15 protein-coding genes are annotated in these 19,615 nt (G+C 32.2%); 2 read left to right on the forward strand and 13 right to left on the reverse strand.

What is annotated here, in order from left to right; all coding sequences use genetic code 11:
* Positions 1-16: 16 nt before the first annotated feature.
* From J2S15_RS05345 to J2S15_RS05380, 8 genes are all read right to left on the reverse strand, one after another.
* On the reverse strand, positions 17-331 hold the full coding sequence (locus J2S15_RS05345) for a YciI family protein (protein ID WP_307406175.1): 315 nt from the start codon (positions 329-331) through the stop codon (positions 17-19).
* A 22-nt stretch (positions 332-353) separates the two neighbouring features.
* Positions 354-644, reverse strand: a complete 291-nt coding sequence (locus tag J2S15_RS05350) for a YciI family protein (protein ID WP_307406177.1) — start codon at positions 642-644, stop codon at positions 354-356.
* 19 nt (positions 645-663) lie between these two features.
* A complete protein-coding gene (locus J2S15_RS05355) occupies positions 664-1,578 on the reverse strand; it encodes a helix-turn-helix transcriptional regulator (RefSeq protein ID WP_307406178.1) in 915 nt (304 codons plus the stop codon).
* 125 nt (positions 1,579-1,703) lie between these two features.
* Positions 1,704-2,012, reverse strand: a complete 309-nt coding sequence (locus tag J2S15_RS05360; RefSeq protein WP_307406180.1) for a PTS sugar transporter subunit IIA — start codon at positions 2,010-2,012, stop codon at positions 1,704-1,706.
* Between the two features lies 1 nt (position 2,013).
* Complete coding sequence (locus J2S15_RS05365) at positions 2,014-2,316, reverse strand: PTS sugar transporter subunit IIB (protein WP_307406182.1); 303 nt, start codon at positions 2,314-2,316, stop codon at positions 2,014-2,016.
* Positions 2,317-2,318: 2 nt separating this feature from the next.
* Complete coding sequence (locus tag J2S15_RS05370; RefSeq protein ID WP_307406184.1) at positions 2,319-3,191, reverse strand: MurR/RpiR family transcriptional regulator; 873 nt, start codon at positions 3,189-3,191, stop codon at positions 2,319-2,321.
* A gap of 59 nt (positions 3,192-3,250) precedes the next feature.
* Positions 3,251-4,591 carry a PTS sugar transporter subunit IIC gene (locus J2S15_RS05375; RefSeq protein WP_307406186.1) on the reverse strand — a complete coding sequence of 447 codons (1,341 nt, stop codon included), beginning with the start codon at positions 4,589-4,591 and terminating at the stop codon, positions 3,251-3,253.
* Between the two features lie 8 nt (positions 4,592-4,599).
* Positions 4,600-6,045 (reverse strand): glycoside hydrolase family 1 protein, encoded by a 1,446-nt coding sequence (locus J2S15_RS05380; protein WP_307406189.1) that lies wholly within the window; start codon positions 6,043-6,045, stop codon positions 4,600-4,602.
* Between the two features lie 264 nt (positions 6,046-6,309).
* Between J2S15_RS05380 and J2S15_RS05385 the strand changes: the two genes are divergently transcribed.
* Entirely contained in the window at positions 6,310-6,735 is a 426-nt protein-coding gene (locus J2S15_RS05385) for a hypothetical protein (protein WP_307406191.1), read from the forward strand.
* A 31-nt stretch (positions 6,736-6,766) separates the two neighbouring features.
* Here J2S15_RS05385 and J2S15_RS05390 read toward each other — a convergent pair whose 3' ends face one another.
* From J2S15_RS05390 to J2S15_RS05400, 3 genes are all read right to left on the reverse strand, one after another.
* A complete protein-coding gene (locus J2S15_RS05390; protein WP_307406193.1) occupies positions 6,767-13,492 on the reverse strand; it encodes a hypothetical protein in 6,726 nt (2,241 codons plus the stop codon).
* A gap of 48 nt (positions 13,493-13,540) precedes the next feature.
* Complete coding sequence (locus J2S15_RS05395; RefSeq protein ID WP_307406195.1) at positions 13,541-14,728, reverse strand: hypothetical protein; 1,188 nt, start codon at positions 14,726-14,728, stop codon at positions 13,541-13,543.
* 105 nt (positions 14,729-14,833) lie between these two features.
* Positions 14,834-16,111 carry an RNA polymerase sigma factor gene (locus tag J2S15_RS05400; RefSeq protein ID WP_307406197.1) on the reverse strand — a complete coding sequence of 426 codons (1,278 nt, stop codon included), beginning with the start codon at positions 16,109-16,111 and terminating at the stop codon, positions 14,834-14,836.
* A 261-nt stretch (positions 16,112-16,372) separates the two neighbouring features.
* On the opposite strand from J2S15_RS05400, the gene J2S15_RS05405 reads away from it, so the two are divergent.
* Positions 16,373-17,533, forward strand: a complete 1,161-nt coding sequence (locus tag J2S15_RS05405) for a DUF998 domain-containing protein (protein ID WP_307406198.1) — start codon at positions 16,373-16,375, stop codon at positions 17,531-17,533.
* 44 nt (positions 17,534-17,577) lie between these two features.
* On the opposite strand, the gene J2S15_RS05410 is transcribed toward J2S15_RS05405, so the two are convergent.
* The gene (locus tag J2S15_RS05410; protein ID WP_307406200.1) at positions 17,578-18,321 is read right to left on the reverse strand and encodes an SIS domain-containing protein; all 744 of its coding nucleotides are present in this window, start codon (positions 18,319-18,321) and stop codon (positions 17,578-17,580) included.
* Between the two features lie 13 nt (positions 18,322-18,334).
* A complete protein-coding gene (gene ulaA, locus J2S15_RS05415; RefSeq protein ID WP_307406201.1) occupies positions 18,335-19,609 on the reverse strand; it encodes a PTS ascorbate transporter subunit IIC in 1,275 nt (424 codons plus the stop codon).
* Between the last annotated feature and the right edge of the window lie 6 nt (positions 19,610-19,615).

The raw sequence follows: 19,615 nt of genomic DNA on the forward strand, positions 1-19,615 counted from the left end.
GCACCTTTTCTAATACTTATTTACCTACTTTATCGGATACAAGTCCAATATTCCACTTATATAATTCATAGCGATAAAATCCTTTTTTAATAATTGGATCATTCTTTGTAAGTTCTTCAGCTTCTTCATAACTTGACGCTTCAAAGATTACTAGTGCACCTTCAAACTTCTGCGCTTCTAAGTCTCCTAATAGCCCAGCTTCAAGATAACGATCTTTCGCAAGATTCTGCAAGTATTGCATAGACTCCATTGCTTCTTTCTCAGTTTCCCATTCTTCTCCAATTTTAAAATCTAATCTAGCATATAAAATGCTTCCTTCTTTTAATTTCATTAGTATAGTTCCTTTCACTATTTTATAATAAATAATTATTTTCTTTATTAGCCACTTCTAAACAACAAAGTTTATATGTTGCATAACCCTCAACAACAAATGGCTCTTGCTTACAAAGTTCATCTGCCTCTTCATAAGTCTTTGTTTTCAATATTACCATTCCTGCGATACCAGAATATCCCTTAAGTGGTCCACATAATTTTAGGTAATTACTTTCATCTAATCTTTTTAGATTAGCTACATGTCGTTCAATAACTTCTTTTGTGTAATCCTTTTTCTTTTCAATCATCATAACGTACAACCATTTATTCATGATTCCACCTCCAACAAGTTTACTTTTCGTATAACTTTTGTATTTCTTTTACTCGTTCTTTCATCATCTCTCGTGCCATTTCCGGCTCTAGAATCTCTACATGTTTTCCAAAGGATAACAAGTAATGAAACGTCCAATCGTTAAGTTCATATTGAACACTAACTAAATAGCTACCATCCTCACATAGCGTTACCTGACTTTCATGAAAGTTATCATATAATTTATATGCGATTTCAGGACTGAATCGCAATTTCAAAAATGGAATATCTACTTCTGTTTCTTCGCAGTGTGTAATTAGTGATTCTTCCTGAGGTAATTCACGAAGAAATGTTTCACTGATTACTTCCAAATTCCTAATTCTAGACATCCGAAAGAATCGTATTTCTTCTCTATCCCTACAATATCCAGCAATATACCAAGCATGTGATTTAAACACTAATCGTAGTGGTTCTATTACTCTTTTCGATTTTTGTAGATAAGTATTAAAGTAATCAAAAGTAATTACCTGTTTATTAATAATTGCATACTGCAATTCTGAAATCTTAATTTTTTCTTTTTCTTCACTTCCCCAATACGTAAGGTCAATCTCTAACCATTTTGGCTCAAGGGCACTCCTAAAAATAGCTCCAATTTTACTTAGTGCCATTTCTGTATTTGGATACTTTGTCGCCTGTAGTGTCTGTAATCCATGATAAATATGTTGTTGTTCTTCCTTTGACAACAATGATTTATCAAGTGTATATCCTTCCACTAAAGAAATACCTCCTCCAGTTCCTTTACTAGATAGGATTGGTATTCCTGCCAGGGTTAAAGTATTTATATCTCTATATACTGTCCTTGTAGATACATCAAAATAGTCTGCTAATTCCTTAGCAGTGACATGGCCATGATGAATCAGATAAAAGATCATCTGGATCAAACGTTCGATTTGCATAGGTTTCTCCCTTACAAGAAAATTATAGCATATCTAATATGACAACTAGATGTCCCATTAGAAAAAAAATCTAAAAAAACAGAGTAACATTATTATTACTCTGTAAATAATTTTCTCAAAGATAATTATAGAATTTTTTTATATAATTCAATGAACTCTCTAGAAAGTATTTTAAATGATTCTGCACTCATCAATTGATCTTCTGCATGTGCAAGCAGTAATGTAACCTTTAGTTCACCACCATTTGCCTCTTGTTGAACTAAGCTTGCATGTGCATGATGACCTTCCAAGAAAGATTTTTCACCTTCATACATTACCTTTTCTGCTTCTTCAAATAGCCCAATTTTAGCTTTTTGAATTGCTTCAATAAATAAACTTCTTGCATTTCCTACATTTGAAATTATTTCAAAACTTATTAATTCTATTCCTTCCATTCTACTCTCCTAATTCTTTTAGCGCCATTTCTAAAACCATCGCACCATTCATAGTTCCATAAGCAGCCATATCAATAACCATAACTGGTTTCTCCTTTGCATACCCTTTTATTTTTTCTAATAAGAAACGTACTTGTGGGCCTAGTAATATAATATCGGCATCTTTAATATTTTCTTCAGCAGCAGCATCTCCAACTGCCCAAACTTTTGCTTCTATATTTTTTTTATCAGCAGCTTCTTGAATCTTCTTTACTAACATACTTGTTGACATTCCTGCTGAACATACTAATAATATTTTTTTCATTTCTATTCCTCTCTTTCATTTTCATCTTTAATCTGTAATTCATAATTTGCAAGTTTAGCATATTCATCTGATTTCTTTACACTTTCATTATAATTATGTGCAAATAATGATGCAAAAAGTACATATAATACATATCTAGTAGAAGTTGAAAAAACAATTGGTCCCATATCTTTAAACCGCCTTCCAGGTCGTATATAGAAATGATAATTTGTTAATTTTGCAATTGGTGAATCTGTATACCCAGTTAACGAAATTGTCTTAGTGTTCTTTTCATTTAATATATTAACTATATCAATATATTTTTGTGTTTCACCAGTATGGCTCAAAATTATTGCTATGTGATTTTCTTTTGATGAAAATGCTTGCGTTAATCTCACATTGGTCGAATCAGAAACATATGCCTTTTTTCCTACTCGCATTAACAGATAAGTTAACTCTTGTGCAATGTGAAGATTTACACCTGAACCATAAAAATCAATTTGCTCTGCTTTATCTAATAGTGGTATAACTTCTTCAACCACTTTATAATCTAGAGAATTAGCAGTATCACTAATTGCTAAATATTCTAACTTTTCTACAGTATGAATGATTTTATATATTGAGTCATTTTGCTTAATGGGATTATTATCTAAGAATTCCATTTCTGAAGTTATAGAGCTTAATTCAGATGCTAACTGTATCTTAAATTGTGGAAACCCTTGCGTTCCAAGTTTATGGCAGAATCTAACAATTGCTGTTGGACTTGTATAAACCATTTGCGCAAACTCTCGTGTTGATAATTCAAGTACCAGCTGAGGCGATTTTAATATAAAATCTCCTATTTGCTTTTCTACATTTGTAAGTTTTATTTCTTTTATATTTTCTAATAATCCCATATGATGTCTCCTTGCTTATCTTCATTATAATTCATTGATTATAATTGTAAAGAAAGCTATTAAGATTCATTTGTTGTTAATTCAACTGTATCCTTTTCTTCGTTTGTTGATATTTTTTCTTTATTTGCTAATTTAACAAATGGGAAATAAATCAAGACAGCAACTACTAGACAAATTAGTTGTGTGATAACTGCTCCTATACTTCCTCCAGTAGCTAAATATGAATTAAAGAATACTGGTGTTGTCCAAGGCACTTCTACAAAGGCTGCTCCTGCAAATCCAATAAATGTAGAAAAGTACCCAATTGCTGCTGATGCTAGCGGAGCCAATATAAATGGAATCATCATTATCGGATTTAATACTAAAGGTAATCCAAAAATAAGTGGTTCATTAATTGTGAAAATTGCTGGTAAAGTTGATAGTTTACCAATTGCTTTATAATCATCACGTTTGCTAAACAGGAAGATTGCAATCAATAACCCCATCGTACAACCAGACCCTCCTATTGTACAATACATACTCCAGAATGGTTTTGCTGTAATCATATCTGGAGAAAGGCCTGCTGCTACTGCATCTATATTTGCTGCTAATGCTACATACATTAGTGGCTCGCGAATTGCTGATGTAATATTTGCTCCATGCAATCCAAAGAACCAAAATACCTGCGTTACTAAAATAATTACTAATATTCCTAATGGATGTTGCATAACTCCTTGAAGTGGTACTTGTAGTGTTTGTAATATTGCTTCTGATAAATACATATTTGTAATTGATCTAAATACAAAAGATACTAAAGAAATTAAGAATAACGTTAATATCGTAGGTATAAGAGATGAAAATGAATCTGCTATTGATTGTGGTACAGCTTCTGGCATTTTAATTCTTAATTTTTTTACATTCATCAATTTTGAAAATAACACAATTGATACAATACCAATTAACATCGCAAGGAATAATCCTTGTGCGTTTGTATTCACATTTGCTATTACATTAGAAATTGTTACTGATTGACCATCTATATCACTAATTACTTCTGTTGGGATTGTAATTACATAAGCAGCCAATGCTAATAATCCTGTAAAGCGTTCATTATGACCATTAGATTTCCCAATTGATGACCCAACTAGAAAGCAAATAAATATAGCCATTAAATTCATTGTCGCATAATTAATACTTGTGAATAGTGGTGCATAATCTGCTAAAAATGCAAATGTATCAAATTGAGCTAAACCACTAGTAGTCGAACATAGTACACTAGAAAATAAAGTAGCAAATGATCCTGTAATAATTAAAGGCATATTTGATACAAACGCTTCTCTTATCGCAAATAAATATTTATTCGAACTTACTTTATATGCAATTGTATTCATTTTATTCATTAATTTATCTGAATTTTTCATAATTCCCCCTATTTGTTTAGCAGACTTTTTCCTGCTGTATGAATAACTTCTTTATACCATTCAAAGGATTCCTTTTTTGATCTTTCATAAGTTCCTGTGCCATCATCATGTTTATCTACATAGATAAATCCATATCTTTTTTTCATTTGACCAGTGCTATTTGAAATCATATCAATAGGAGCCCAGTATAAATATCCCATTACATCTACGCCATCCTCAATGGCATTATAGATTTCCAGTAAATGTTGCTTAATATAATCTATTCTATAATCATCATGAATTACTCCATCTTCACTTATTTTATCTTCAAATCCTAATCCATTCTCTACTATAAATAATGGAATTTGATATCTATCCCACATCTCATTCAATACATATCTTAGTCCTATTGGATCAATTTGCCATCCCCATGCCGTTGTATCTAAATATGGATTCTTGATACCTAATACCCCTCCTGAATCTTTAAATGTTGTTGAGCCAGCTTTATGTGTAGTGCTTCGATAATAACTAAAAGCTAAAAACTCAGCTGTATTTTCTTTTATTAATTCTAAGTCCCCATCTTCCATTTTTATTGTAATTCCTTCTTTTTCCATTTCACGTTTTGAATATCCAGGATATTTGCCTCTTATAAATACATCAGAAAAATAATAATGATCCTGTTTTAATTGAAATGTTGCAAATTCATCTTTAGGATCACAAGTACTAGAATAAATCGTACTGAGTGACAACATACATCCCATCTTAGCATCAGGAATTATCTCATGACATAAAGCAGTTGCTTTTGCAGCAGCAACAAATAAATAATGGGATGCTTGGTATGTGATTTCTAAACTATTCTCTCCCTCATAAACTACAACATTTCCCGCATGTAAGGGATTATCATGTAAATGATTTAATTCATTATAGGTCATCCAATACTTCACTTTCTCTTTATACCTATGAAAGATTACTCCACAATAGTTTATATAAAAATCAATTAGTTTTCTATCTCTCCAACCACCGTATTTTTTGATTAAATGCATTGGCATTTCAAAATGTGAAATAGTGATAACTGGTTCTATTCCATATTTCAGTAATTCATCAAATACATTATCATAAAACTCTAGCCCCTTCTCATTTGGTTTATCTTCATCTCCTTTAGGAAAAATCCTTGACCAGTTGATACTAGTTCTTAATGCTTTAAACCCCATTTCAGCAAATAGTTTTATATCATCTTTATAATGATGATAAAAATCAATTGCATCATGACATGGATAATAATTATTAGCAGTATCAATTACTTCAGTTAATCTTCTTCCATGATTCATCTCATGTAAATCTTTATATTTTCCAGTTAAACCTGTTGTATGATCTAAAAGACTAGGTCCTTTGCCATCAACATCCCATGCTCCTTCGCATTGGTTAGCAGCAAGAGCTCCTCCCCATAAAAAAGTTTCAGGAAAAGTTTTATTCATTTCATTTCCTCCATCTCAAACAATTCAAGCGCTTATCGTTTGTAACCACAATATATCATGCGCTTTTTTCTTAAGCAATTAATCAAGATATAAAGGTTGATTGTAACAATAAATATAGATTTTTTTGCTAATTAGTATGTTACAATGTAACAACAATTATAAAAATAGCATTGTATGATGGAGCTTATTGCGATAGAATTAATATATCGAAAAAATTATAAATCAAGTAGTGAGAAATATTTCTATATAGTAAAGGAGCTTTGTATGAGTTGGGAAAATGATCCAGAAATAATCGTAGTTTTAGGTGTTCTATTATTATTCATAATATTTTGTATAATAATGGCAGTACGCTCAAGTAAAAAGAAAAATGACGAGCAACAATATAGTGCTGGTATTCGTTTAAATGAAGTAAGAAAAAAAGACAGTGGTACCAGTGTAGCTGGATGGGGTTTTCTGATTTTTATTGGTGTTGTATGGCTATTGAGTGCAGTTCTTATATTCGTCTTATACAACAACAGTAGTTTATCTGGAGACTTCCAGATTCCAAGAATTCTAGCATTGCCTTATGACATGCTCGGAGTTACAGCAGGTGCAGTTGTGCAAGTTGTTCTTAGTCTGGCAATTATTGTTGCCAGCATTAGAGGAATCATTAAAAGAAAAAAGAGCAACTCAGGATATACTCTGAATTAACTCTTTGTGCAGGACAGTTGTCTTGCTTTTTTTATGCTTCTTTTTTATTTCTTTTACTCACTACAATTAAACATAACAAGAAAGAAACTCCACAAAGGCTAAGTAAGAAATTGATGTCAGTAACATCAGATGTAGCAACTACATCTTTCGCATCATTTGGTTTATCTTTACCATCAATACTTGGTTTATTAATAACTACTTCACCTTTTTCTAATACTGTTACATTTACTGTAACTTCATTTGTGATAATTTCTCCATCTTCATTTGTATAACTTGCGATAAATGTTAATGGATATTCTCCACCTTTTTGTGTTGTTGCATTAATTGCATCTAACCCTTTTACTTCTAGGGTGATTTCACTATCTAGTAATAATCTGGCTTTTGCAGCATCATTATTTACTAAGACTGAAATAATCTCTGCCTTTTCAATTGCTATTGCTTGATCCAACTTCAATGCTTCATCATAAGTAAGGGTAAAGTCTTTACCACTAATTGCTAAACCATCAACGATTGATGGGGTGTTCTTACCTGTTACTACTACATAGATTGTTTTAGAAACCGTAATATCTCCATCTGTAATTGTATATGTAAGAGGATAAATTCCTTCACCTGATTCTTTGATTGTTTTTAATTCATCTTTATTTACTGTAATGTTATTACTTACATCACTAAATCCAAGGATATTTCCATCTTCATCTAGTTCAAACTTAAATGAAGTAGCATTTCCTTTTGATAACGCCATACTTTCATTAAACCCTGATGCATCTGCTTCAGTTATTTCAAATCCAGTTACAGATAATGTAAGTACGCCTGTAGGATCTGTAATATACTTTTCAGATTTTACCAGTACATCAATTGTTGTCTCCTCTGTATTACCATTATTTGTAATTGAGAATGTTAATGGATAAATACCACCCAATGAATCAGTTGCATTGATTGCAGCAAGTTCTGCTGTATCAATATCTACATTTGCGCTTATATCTTGAATTGCAGAAATATTACCATAGATATCACGTTCAATTTGATATGCCATTACATTTGCATGTTCTTCATTAACTGCTGTTGCTTCATCTAAGTTTTTTGCTTCTGTATTTTCTAATGCGAATGGGTTTGCATGAATAACTAAGTCATTTGTTATTGCTTCTTGTTGAACCAATACAGGAACTGAAATTGTTGCAACTGTTGAGCCATTTGTCACTGTAAATGTGAATGCATATAATCCACCACTATATCCAGTTTCCTTGATTGCTTTTAGTTCATTTTCATCAACTGTTATGCTATCGCTAATATCTCTTGCACTAATAACATTGTTGCTTCCATCTAGAGTTAATGCATAAGCACTAGCATTCGCTTCTTTTTTAGCAACTGTTAAATCCAATGCTTTTGCTTCTTTTGTTGTTAGCGTAAATCCATTTGCACTAATTGTAGTATCATCTACTGTCACCGATTTCTCTGGCCAAACAAACACTTGAATATCTTTAGTCTTTGTTTCTAATCCATCCGTCACTGATAATGTTACAGTAAATACACCACCTGATACTTTCGCATTATTAATCTTTTCAATTTGGTCTTCATCTACTGTAATTGAACTACTAATATCAGTAAATGAAGTTATGTTACCATAAGAATCTTTATTGATTTTTGTTGCTTTTGCTTTTGTATTCACCAATACATCTGCACTTGTTAAGTTAAGCGCATCTTCATATGTCAATGAAAGATTTGTTGCATATAAACTAATATCTTTGTCAATATTTCCACCCTTAGGTTTTACAAACACATCTACCTGTTTTGTAAGTGTTATTAAATTATCGCTAAGAGTATATGTAAGAAGATACACTCCACCTTCTTCTGGTGCTGATTGAATTGCAGTTAACTCTGTTGGATCAACAGTAATTAATGAAGTTACATCTGTAATTGCAGTTACTTCACCTTCTGCATTTCTTTCTACCTTATATCCTTGTCCACTACCATTACTAATTGCTAGCGCTTCAGTTAAGTTTTCTGCATCTTCATAGTCTACAACAAATGCCTTTGCATCTAACATCAACGATCCGCTACCATCTACTACTGCATTTTTAGGTTTCACAAGAACTTCAATTTCCTTACTAACCGTTTTTGAATCTTTTGTAGCAGTGAATGTTAGTTTATAAATACCACCATCAATGGTTGCAGATTGAATTGCTTTCAGTTGTGTATCATTCACACTAATTGCACTGTTATTTAGCTTTTCAATCTTTTCAATTTCACCATTCTTTTCTATTTCTGCATATGCCTGTACACTTCCATTTGTAATTGACTTTGCAAGGGTTAAGTCTTGTGCATCTGCATATTCAAGAACAAAGTTTTCTGCGTGAATTGTTAATCCATCTTTACTTTCATCCTTAGGATCTTTCACTAATACCTGTACTGTTTTACTCGCTGTTCCACCAACTGGAACATTCAAGTTAAAGGTAACCGTATAAAGTCCCGCTTTACTAAAGTCTGTAACTCCCATTTCACTTGTTACCGTTTTTGTAATCAATGATGTTACATCTCTTGATACAGCTGCACCTTCTGTTGCTGGTGCTTCTAACCAAGTTGCAGATGTCAATGCATTTACCTGTGCATCAATCGTAGTATCTGTTACTAAGTAAGTTGCTGAATTTGCACTAATTGTTGGTTTCTCATGTACTCTAACAAGTCGATCAACGCTTGTTTCATTTCCACGGACATCTTTTACTTTGTAAGTAATTTTATAACTTCCAGCAACCGTGTACTTTCCATCTGTCTGTGGAACACTTTCACTAATCCATGCGTTTTGTAGTCCACCAGTTGCAGTAATAAGCATCATCGGATTTCCTGTAACATCGCTAGCTGATAAGCCTGTTGAGTAGTCTACAACTGTATCACCAACGTAAGCCACTGTATCAGCTACTGTGATTGTTGGTGCAATATTCGATAGTATTTTAATCGGAACACTTGCGCTTGTTTTGGTATTACCATAAATATCAGTAATTGTAAGGGTTAAGTTTACTGTCTTATCTGGCAATGGTGCTGCAAGTGCTGTAGGTGATACTGTAACAGTACCATCATTATTATTTGTAAGGGTAATGTTTGTACTATCATCCAAACTCCATGCATAAGCACCAGTCGTTGCTTTGATACTTTCCCAGAAATCTGGTGTAACAGTACTACTAACAATAATACTATCACCAACTTTTACTTGATTTGGTGTTGTGCTGACACTAACACTAAGATCTACAGGTGGATTATATTTTAAGAATCCACAACCAATTGTTTTCGCAACTGGTTTTGTTGCATCAATATCAATTGCCCATCCTCTATATGTATCATTTTCTTCTGGAATATTATTTGCAATAATCGCATCACTGTTGATATTTTCCTTACCAACTGCAGAATTATTAATTGTATATTGATAAGTAGCTCCTGTCTTTTCTACAAACTCAACAGCATACTTTCCATATCCCATACCGGTTGTATAATCAAACAAATATACTCCATTACTATTACTTGTAACTGAATATTGTTGATTGGTTGAAGGATCAATTACTGGTTCATAACTTCCGCTATCTTCATCCCATTTATATAATTTCACTTCATGCCCTGAGACTGGAGTATCACCATTTTCTGGGATATATAATCCATCTGCATCTTTATCAACGAAAATCATTCCACCTACTTCAGCAATTACTAACTCAGCTCCAACTTTTGTACCTGATAATGTACCTGTATAAGAAGTACTGACTACATCATAAACAGGACTATACACATTTCTTTTCCCAATTTTGTTGTCAGCAGTTGCTGAATCAAAATCTTCATCTACAATTAGCGATACTTTAACCTGCTCACTTGCGCCTGGTGCAATAAGTGCTGTAGCTCTAATTTTTACCATTTTCACATCTTCTAAATTTGATGGTAATGCTGATTCATAAGTTGCGGATGCATAGTTTGCCCCTGTTGCATCTGTTGAGTATAATACTTCATAACCTGCTGGAACACTTACTGCCTCTTTTAATTTCATATCCCATTTAAAGTCATCACTTTGAAAAAGCGTTCCATAGTTTACGTCAGACTTTGGAATTGGTATATAAGTTTCAAAACCAGTAGCATATGCATCACTGTTATTTGTAAGTTTTACCGTATAGTCTGCATTTGTACCTGGTGTAAAGTATGCAACTGAACTTGAATTCCCTTCTACATATGGGTCTTTTGGATCTTCACCTGATATTGATAAGAATGTTTCAACCAACATATTTTTATTTTCTACAACTTTGATTGTTTTTGGTGCAAATGAAAATACTTCGTCAGTAATATCATCATTGCCATTAAAGTCATGAACATCTGTAAAAACTACATACTCAGAAAATGTTAATGGAGTCATTGTACTATTACCCCAAGCAACTAAATCTCTTCCATCATAATTTCCTACTAATTTTACATTCGTACTAATATCATATGTAAATTTTAAACTCTTTGTTTTATCTCCATCAAAATAAAATCCAATATACGTTGTATCAGGAGTTTTTACTTTATATATTATCTCACCTTCATCATTCGTAGAAGATGTATAAGTCCAACCATCTATAACTACACCATCTTGATCTTTAATTTCTAATGTATCAATTGCTATCGTCATCCCTTCGGGTTGACGAATATAGATTTCTGGTGCTTTCATTATTGTAGAAGTAGAACTTACAAAACTAAGCGACATTGTTCCTTCAACTGTTAGTGTATTTCCTGCTTCTATCTGTGTAATTCCTTTACCTTCATCATCATAATAATTAATTGAACCATTAAATGATGACTTATATCCAGATACTGAACTTGAATTTATAACACCAGTTGCTGTTGTTTTTACACTGGCATCATTTTTATCATAAAGTGACATTGTTACAGTGGCACTTGTAACACCAGACTTCAAACTTCCATAAGTTGATAATGTGTTTGTTCTTGCTACATTTGCGGCATACGTTAAGCTATAGGTTGAAGAAAATTTTCCAACATTAGCTCTTAGAGCCAGGAAATATTCATCATCATCTAGTCCTACTTTATCTTTTGATACCTGTTTCAACCAATTAGATAAAGTTGCAACATCCGCTGCACTTGCAGGAGTATATGTTTTCCAAACTCCTGGTTCTTTAGTAGTCTGATATTGAATATCTTTTAATTCATTTCCACTGACTGACGTATCAAATGGAATTCGAACTAATTCTGCTTGCCAATTTGAATCAATTGTAACTTCAAACATTTGATCTGTCTTTGTACCTGCTGTACTATTTTTCACTGAAAAGAATGGACCATAGGATTTTGTATTTGCAACTGTAATATTATCTTGATTTCCAGGTGCTGAATATGACATTTGCATTTTATTTTCTACTGTTGATACATCAATCACTTCAACTTTGTACTTTGACCCACCTATCGTTGATGTATAAGTTGTTCCGTCATAATTTGTAATTTCCGCATAATCAGATGCAGGATTTTCATGAAATCCTAAGGTTGCGTCTTCTGGAACTTTATATTTAATCCATCCTCCAAACAAACTCATTCCATTTGTGAATGTTATCTTTATTCTATTATTTGAAGTCTCATCAACAATAGTAGGAGCTGATCCCGACCAGTTTACATCAGTAACAAAACTATCAAATACCATTCCTTCAGGATAATACATATAAATAACTGCTGATTTCACAAATCTTCTGTCTGCACCAATTATTGTAGATAAAGCAGGATTATATAAACCTACTCTTTGTGCATTCGCTAATCCATATGATGTTTCATCACTTGTACTAACTCCAATCTGCGTTGTTGGTGTATTATAACTTGTTTTAGATATTTGTCCAGCTCCAGATGATTCTCCTATCGCATCGATTGATTGTTCTGCACTTCCTAATTCTTGCGTAGGTGATCCCATATATAATGTTGCCTCAATTGGATCTTTAATTGTATGTGGACCATAGTATTTATATCCATCCACTCTAACCTTTAAATCAATTGTTGCTGTTTTTGTACCTGCTGAAAAATAAACAACTAAATCTCCATATGTAGATTTTGGTCCTGTTGTTTCTCTTATTGGTAATTCCATTTTTGTGATTGCTGTAGCTAATGGATCCGTACTTGGATAATTAGACAAAATTGATGTATCAACATTTGTTGTACTAAATGTACCTGCTGTCTTAACTTGCTCATAACGCATTCCTTCAGGTAGTGTAATCACAACTTTTTTATTCTCAGTTGTATTATCACCATTAAAATCAACTTTAATAGCCAAATCCTTTATTTCTCCATTACTCCATCCAACACCATCATATGCTGGAATACTAATCGTAACTCCACCATCAGTAATTGTCGTTAATGGTTGAATATCTGATATTTTATTATCAGAGGTTTCAATACCTTCCACCTTTACTGATGTCGTTATCTCTAGTAATTCTGGTGTATCATTTTCACGATACTTAATTATGAAATCGTATGTTCCATTTTCCCAAACTGTATACAGTGGATTTGTAATCATATCCATTGTACTTCCATCTGGATTTTCAATACTTTCAATACTGTAGCCATCTTTCAAATCTTCAATATTGAATGTAATGTCTGCATATGTCTTGTCTTCACCAATCTTTACATGTTCTTCTATCTCAAATGTTTCTTCGTTTGCCAACAAACTAATAGAATTTGTCATAACGCTTAGAAACGAAAGAGACAATGCAAATACGAGTGCTAGCTTCCACACTTTGCATGATGTAACTTTCTTCATATTCTTATGCCCTCCTCAAATTGTAATAGCCATGTACATAGCCATTCATCAGTTAGATGGCATGTTTTTCTTTTTTGGTTCGCGTAAATTTAATTTTTTAAAAATATAAATTACGCTAATAATAAAAAATAAATATAGTAAAATCGAAATTCCCTTTGATGAAAGAAAAGTAGTAATGCTATCTGTTGTTTGCACCGTATCTTTGCTTTCACTAATTGTGAATTTATGATTGTTCGCATATGTTATATATGATGAAGTTCCTCCCTTACTTACTTCACTGCTTGTTTTTCTATCAATTAACATAAAAGAATAATTCAAGTTGTTGTTATTGACTTTAGACTTATCACTTACTTGATTATCCAAATGAACATTTCCATCTTTATCCCTAAATAATGCGTATACATTTAGATTACTCTTTATACTTGATAGTTCTTCACTCCATCCTACAAACTCACCAAACTCTGAATCATTAATTACTAATAATGGTGCTGCTTCACCATAATTTACACGTTCATTTGCATATAGGTTGTCTCCTATATAATAGGAAACTGTGAATGTCTTTTTTTCATAAATTGCATAATAATCTGCTGTATTTCTAACCTTCTTACTTTCATACTTTTCTCCACTTCCATCTTTTTTAGTGTTAAACTCTTTTAGTTTATATCCTTCACGATAAACAATAGGTACTTTTGCGAGTGAATTACGATTTACTATTTGTGCATCTAGTAAGCTATTATTGTAATCATAGAAATTAACCAGATACTTCTGTTTGTATTTCGTATCGACACTATAATCAAACGAGCTAACATGTTCTGCTGTATTTCCATCCCGATTACTAGCTACAGAAACATTCATTGATAATAGATTGTCTTCTACCCCTGTATATTTCGCATAAAAAGATAAGGTCAATTGTTTTTGTAATGTTGTATCTAAACTTTTATTATTAATAAACTGATTGTATTGCTCTTCAGAATAAAGATTTCCATTCACTTTGAAATCAGCTTTATTATAAGCATAATATTGAAAACCTAACTTCTTTGTAACTCCTACAGATATAGGAAATTCACTTTCATAATTTGTAATCGTTACATCTATTTTCAGTTTAGAACCAATAGGAACTTCTTCAAGTGAAATTTGATTAGGGATGATATCTACCGTATTGTCTAAGTGAACAACACTTACAACATTTGAGACTTTAATATTCAGTGGATTAGCAGTTGCTTCGATTTTTTGCATATTTACTACAACGCAAAAAAGCATCATTAAAAATGATACGATTATCAATTTAAACTTTCTATTCCATTCACCGCCCACATTTATCATAACTATACTACCTTGTTTTTAATCTCCAATTGTAATCTGATAAGTCGAACTATTTCCAACTTCATCAAACAGTTGTAATATAGCTTCTCCCTTAAACTCACCAGTAATATCTCCATTCTCTTGAATATCATACTTCTTTCCCTGATATTCAATATAGGATGCTTTATAATCAATACCAAATCCTTCATCATTTACATCTAAATGAAAGCCCTGTTCTGTATTAATAATTTCATTCAATACTGGAGGACTCTTATCAATATTTCTGATCTCAAGTGTACCAGTATACTCATCAACTATTAGATTGTAATTTCCATTGCTCATTGCTACAAATTTTAATTCTTTTCCTTGTAGTTCAAATGGCAGTTCTTCACCATCTAACGTGATTTCAGCCTTGTCAGTTGTGATATCTTCCTTTAGTTCCAAAACAACTTCAACATCCTTGTTCGTCTGTTCTTTGTCATAAGAAACACTATCAACTACACCAGTAGGAACTTCCTCGCTTCCTTGCGTTACACTTTGGTAAAACACCCCAGTACCTACCATTAATACTCCAGCTGTAATAACCTTTAATAGCAATCCACCACCAATCATTGATGATGTAGTAGTTGCAGATCCTCCAGCTACTGCAGTCAATGTTGACTGTGAAGCAGTTGCAGATAATTGATGTTCAGCTACTGATTCTTTAATTACCTGATAAAGAATTGGAACCCCACCAAGTGAAAAATACTTATCTGGTGTAATTCCCTGCTTTTCTAGAATTGGTTGCATGATTTCTCTAATTCTACTTAGTCTTCGTTTCACTGTTCCTACAGGAACTGATAGAGTATCAGCTATTTCATTAACTGATAATTCTTCTAAATATCGCAACTGTGCAACACTTTTAAATATAGGATTTAATTCCTCAAAACCTTTTTTTAATGTATCTACTACTTCACCTTTTTCATAATCATCTACAATATTAAAATCATCCTCAACATCAATATCTTCTTCAAGTTGAAAATACTTTTTCTTTTTATTACGTTTTAAGAAACTCATTGTCATGCTGTGTGCAATTGAAAAAGCCCACGACTCAAATGATTCTAGTTTTTCTAAGTCTTGAATACGATTATGGATTCTCACAAATGTATCTTGAAATACTTCTTCAGCATCCTGACTATCTTTTGTATAAGAAAAGATGAAATAGTATAACGAGTTTTTGTAATAATTATAAATGTAATTAAATGCTTCCTGATCACCAGCTTTAAATGCTTTTATATAGTCAACATCAATTTTCCTTCTTCTGACTTGTCCGCTCATATACATCTCCTAAAATTTATACTTTCCTATCACTTAGACATACTTTCACTTCAAATTGGTTCGCGTAAATTTAAAAAGTATAATTTACTTATAAATTAGCAGTCTAATAATTAGTCGCAGAAAGTTGTGATATCGTTCATTTTATTTCAATTATTAAACAATCTGTTCCTATAAGTTTACAAATGTCAAAGCAATGATATACTTATATAATACTTTTAAATTATATGCAATATTCACAAAATAGAATTGAGGCGATTATTTATGAATAAAAGTTACTATATTAAAATACCTGAAGAAATATCAAAACAAATGGACTTACAGGAGAATCAATGCGTTTCAATGCACACCAAAGACGATCGATTAATTATTCGTGTAAAGCCTATTTATAATGCTGTTTTAGATAACTTAAAATTGATTATTGTTCCTGCAATATGTTGTAGTGTGTTGTTAATTTTAAATACATTAGGAAACGATAATATAAATGCATTACATATTGGATTTATGACAAATCGAATTTTAAATATGCTGATGTTCAGCAGTGTTTTCTGTAGTATATGGTTTCTTGTTATTAAAGACAGAAAAGAGAAGAAACTTAATATCTCATTTACCGATAAGATAACTGAAATATTTGCTTTATCAATGATTCTATATTATATTTCTAATATTTTATTCATCGGAATCAATATCGTACTCAAAGACATTACTTTTAATCTCTATTTCTATTCATTTGTAGTATTATTAATGGCGTTGCTTACAAATGCTATTATGATTAAAGCATTATCATCGATTACACCAATTCAAATTATTAAAGTAATTGTCTTACTTATTATTTGTTGTGTAGTATTTTCTTCTTTTGAAAATGGAAGTTTCTTATGGTGGCAACATAACTTTAGCTTCTTAGGATCTGCAAGCGCTAAAGAACCTTGGCGTTTTAATAATATGCTTATTCTAATGGGACCATTATTTATTTTCTTATTTAAATTTACATTTTCACATTTAAAAGCAGTTCCTCATACAAAGCAATTCAGACAATTAAATAGACTTATTACTCTTATTGGGTTAAGTATTTCTCTCATAGGGTTATTTCCTTTCAATCTAGTAGAAACCTTTTTTCAAATGCATAATTATGTAGCTACTAGTGCGATTGTCCTTATTATGATTATGATTATTGGAATCAAATATTTCCTTCCTGACATTCCAAAAGATTTCATAAAGAAGTCTCTGATTATATTTTCTATAGTTTTGCTTAGTGCAGTATTATATCTAATTACCTTGACGATATCCTTAACTGCATTTGAAACAATTGCGATACTTGCAGTATTGTATTGGTTTCTAATGTTAATAAAATATCTGTTACCTCTAACAAATATTATTTACGATAAAACTTGTACAACCGTTATAAAAGCAATCACCCACAACTAAAAAGGTAGCCGATATCATTTTGATATCAGCTACCTTTTGTTTGCTTAAAATTTATAGCGAATTGATTCTTTATATTCCTCATATAATTTCTGATTTAGTTCATCTCCACCATCTAAGTTTGCACTATAGAAGATTGGTGGTTTTTCCATTCCACTATCAACTAACTTTTGTGTTAATGCTGCAACAATTGAGTTTAGCATAATTGCACCAACAACAGTTGAAGTTGGTGATACTTTCTGTTGTAATCCTTCGATTGCAACACATGCATCCCCTACATCACCATGATTATCTAATATAATATCTGCTAGTTCAAATAGTCGCTTTCCACTAGGATGACGTGAACTCACTGACTTAGAGTATTCCAAGTTGGTAATTGCAATTATCTTTGCTCCTGCATCTTGTGCAGCTAAAGCAATTTCGATTGTGACTGGATTTCTTCCTGATACTGAATGAACTACTAAGACATCCCCTTCTTTGAAATCTGCTTTACTTTGTGCTAATGCAGTTCCATACCCTACACATCGTTCCATTTTAGAAGTTAATGTAATAGGTGATGTATCAAGCATAATTTCTTTACCAAAGATTGGATTAAATAGCATTAATCCTCCTGCACGATAGTAAAGTTCTTCACTTAAAATTCCTGCATGACTGGCTCCGAAGGTATAGATTGTATTCTTATCTAAGATGCATTTACAAAGTAAATCAACACTTTGCTTCATTGCTTCTTGTTCTTCGTTTTCAATCAGTTTTATTAATTTATATATTCGTTCTATATATTTAAATTCCATATACGATCCTAACTTATATAAACAACCTAGCAAACAAACCTTCTATAATTCCCCATAACGAGAAGTCCTGTCCACCATATACTAACATCCATTGTTGGATTGTATCATTAAAGAAGTAAGCTCCAAATCCAACCAACAATACCATAATTACACCACTAACTGCTGCACCAATGATACAACCTCGAACCCCTCCGGTTGCATTACCAATGATGGCAGCACATCCGATTTCGAAGAAACATGTAAAGGTTAATGGAATAATTACTGTTGGGAACATTCCTGCAGTTAAGATAATTGTGATGATTGAAGTAATCATTGCTACAATAAATCCAATAATTAATGCATTTGGTCCATAAGGGAAAATAACTGGTACATCTAACGCTGGAATAGCACCTGGTACAAATTTTTCTGCGATTCCTTGGAATGCTGGTACGATTTCAGCAATCAACATACGAACACCTTGAAGCATAATTGTAACACCTACACCAAAGTAAATTGCATGTGTAAAGATGTAACTAAATGCGGTTGTTCCTGATTCTGCATATCCCCAGACAACTGCTGGATCAAATCCATTTCCTTGAAGAATAAAATACATAACGATATATGTAATTGCAATTACAATTGATCCTGTAATTGATACTTCACGTAAGAAACTTAATGAAGAAGGTATTTTTAAATCTTCTGTTGATTTTTCTTTATTCCCCACTACTCTACCTAATAAACCAGAGATTACTGAAAGAATCGTTGTAGGATGACCAATTGTAAATGAATCATCTCCTGTAACTTCCTTCACAAATGGTCTCATTAGGTTTGGTGATACTACCATATATAGTGCTGTAAATACTGCTGCAATAATAACTAGTTTTGTTCCTGTTAATCCAGCATTTACTCCAGCTGCAATAAATACAAATGGGAACCAATATAACATATGTCCTGTTAAGAACACTGATTTCCATCTTGTAAATCTAGCTACTAATAAGTTAATTCCAAATCCCGCTAACATTACGATACCAATTTCCGTACCATATTGTGCACCAATATCTACAGTAGTTGATTCAACTGCAGTAGGCATAATTGTGTTAAATGCAGATGCAATTCCATCAATAGAATTCCCCGTAATAAGTCCTGTACCAGTTGATAATACAAAGAAACCAATTGCTGTCATTACCGTTCCTCTAATTACTTCTGATGCAGATTTCTTTTGTACAAGTAAACCGACAAATGCGATAAGCGCTAAGAAAATCGCACCTTGTCCAAATATTTCATTAATAATAAAATTAAATACTGCCATAATTTT

Origin of the sequence: Breznakia pachnodae (assembly GCF_030814225.1) — a bacterium.
In the GTDB taxonomy this organism is placed as follows: Bacteria; Bacillota_I; Bacilli_A; order Erysipelotrichales; family Erysipelotrichaceae; genus Breznakia; species Breznakia pachnodae.

Coding starts and splice junctions, on each gene's coding strand:
- J2S15_RS05345 (WP_307406175.1), bottom strand. CDS start 331: ATGAAATTAAAAGAAGGAAGCATTTTATATGCTAGATTAGATTTTAAA.
- J2S15_RS05350 (WP_307406177.1), bottom strand. CDS start 644: ATGAATAAATGGTTGTACGTTATGATGATTGAAAAGAAAAAGGATTAC.
- J2S15_RS05355 (WP_307406178.1), bottom strand. CDS start 1,578: ATGCAAATCGAACGTTTGATCCAGATGATCTTTTATCTGATTCATCAT.
- J2S15_RS05360 (WP_307406180.1), bottom strand. CDS start 2,012: ATGGAAGGAATAGAATTAATAAGTTTTGAAATAATTTCAAATGTAGGA.
- J2S15_RS05365 (WP_307406182.1), bottom strand. CDS start 2,316: ATGAAAAAAATATTATTAGTATGTTCAGCAGGAATGTCAACAAGTATG.
- J2S15_RS05370 (WP_307406184.1), bottom strand. CDS start 3,191: ATGGGATTATTAGAAAATATAAAAGAAATAAAACTTACAAATGTAGAA.
- J2S15_RS05375 (WP_307406186.1), bottom strand. CDS start 4,591: ATGAAAAATTCAGATAAATTAATGAATAAAATGAATACAATTGCATAT.
- J2S15_RS05380 (WP_307406189.1), bottom strand. CDS start 6,045: ATGAATAAAACTTTTCCTGAAACTTTTTTATGGGGAGGAGCTCTTGCT.
- J2S15_RS05385 (WP_307406191.1), top strand. CDS start 6,310: ATGAGTTGGGAAAATGATCCAGAAATAATCGTAGTTTTAGGTGTTCTA.
- J2S15_RS05390 (WP_307406193.1), bottom strand. CDS start 13,492: ATGAAGAAAGTTACATCATGCAAAGTGTGGAAGCTAGCACTCGTATTT.
- J2S15_RS05395 (WP_307406195.1), bottom strand. CDS start 14,728: ATGCAAAAAATCGAAGCAACTGCTAATCCACTGAATATTAAAGTCTCA.
- J2S15_RS05400 (WP_307406197.1), bottom strand. CDS start 16,111: ATGAGCGGACAAGTCAGAAGAAGGAAAATTGATGTTGACTATATAAAA.
- J2S15_RS05405 (WP_307406198.1), top strand. CDS start 16,373: ATGAATAAAAGTTACTATATTAAAATACCTGAAGAAATATCAAAACAA.
- J2S15_RS05410 (WP_307406200.1), bottom strand. CDS start 18,321: ATGGAATTTAAATATATAGAACGAATATATAAATTAATAAAACTGATT.
- ulaA (WP_307406201.1), bottom strand. CDS start 19,609: ATGGCAGTATTTAATTTTATTATTAATGAAATATTTGGACAAGGTGCG.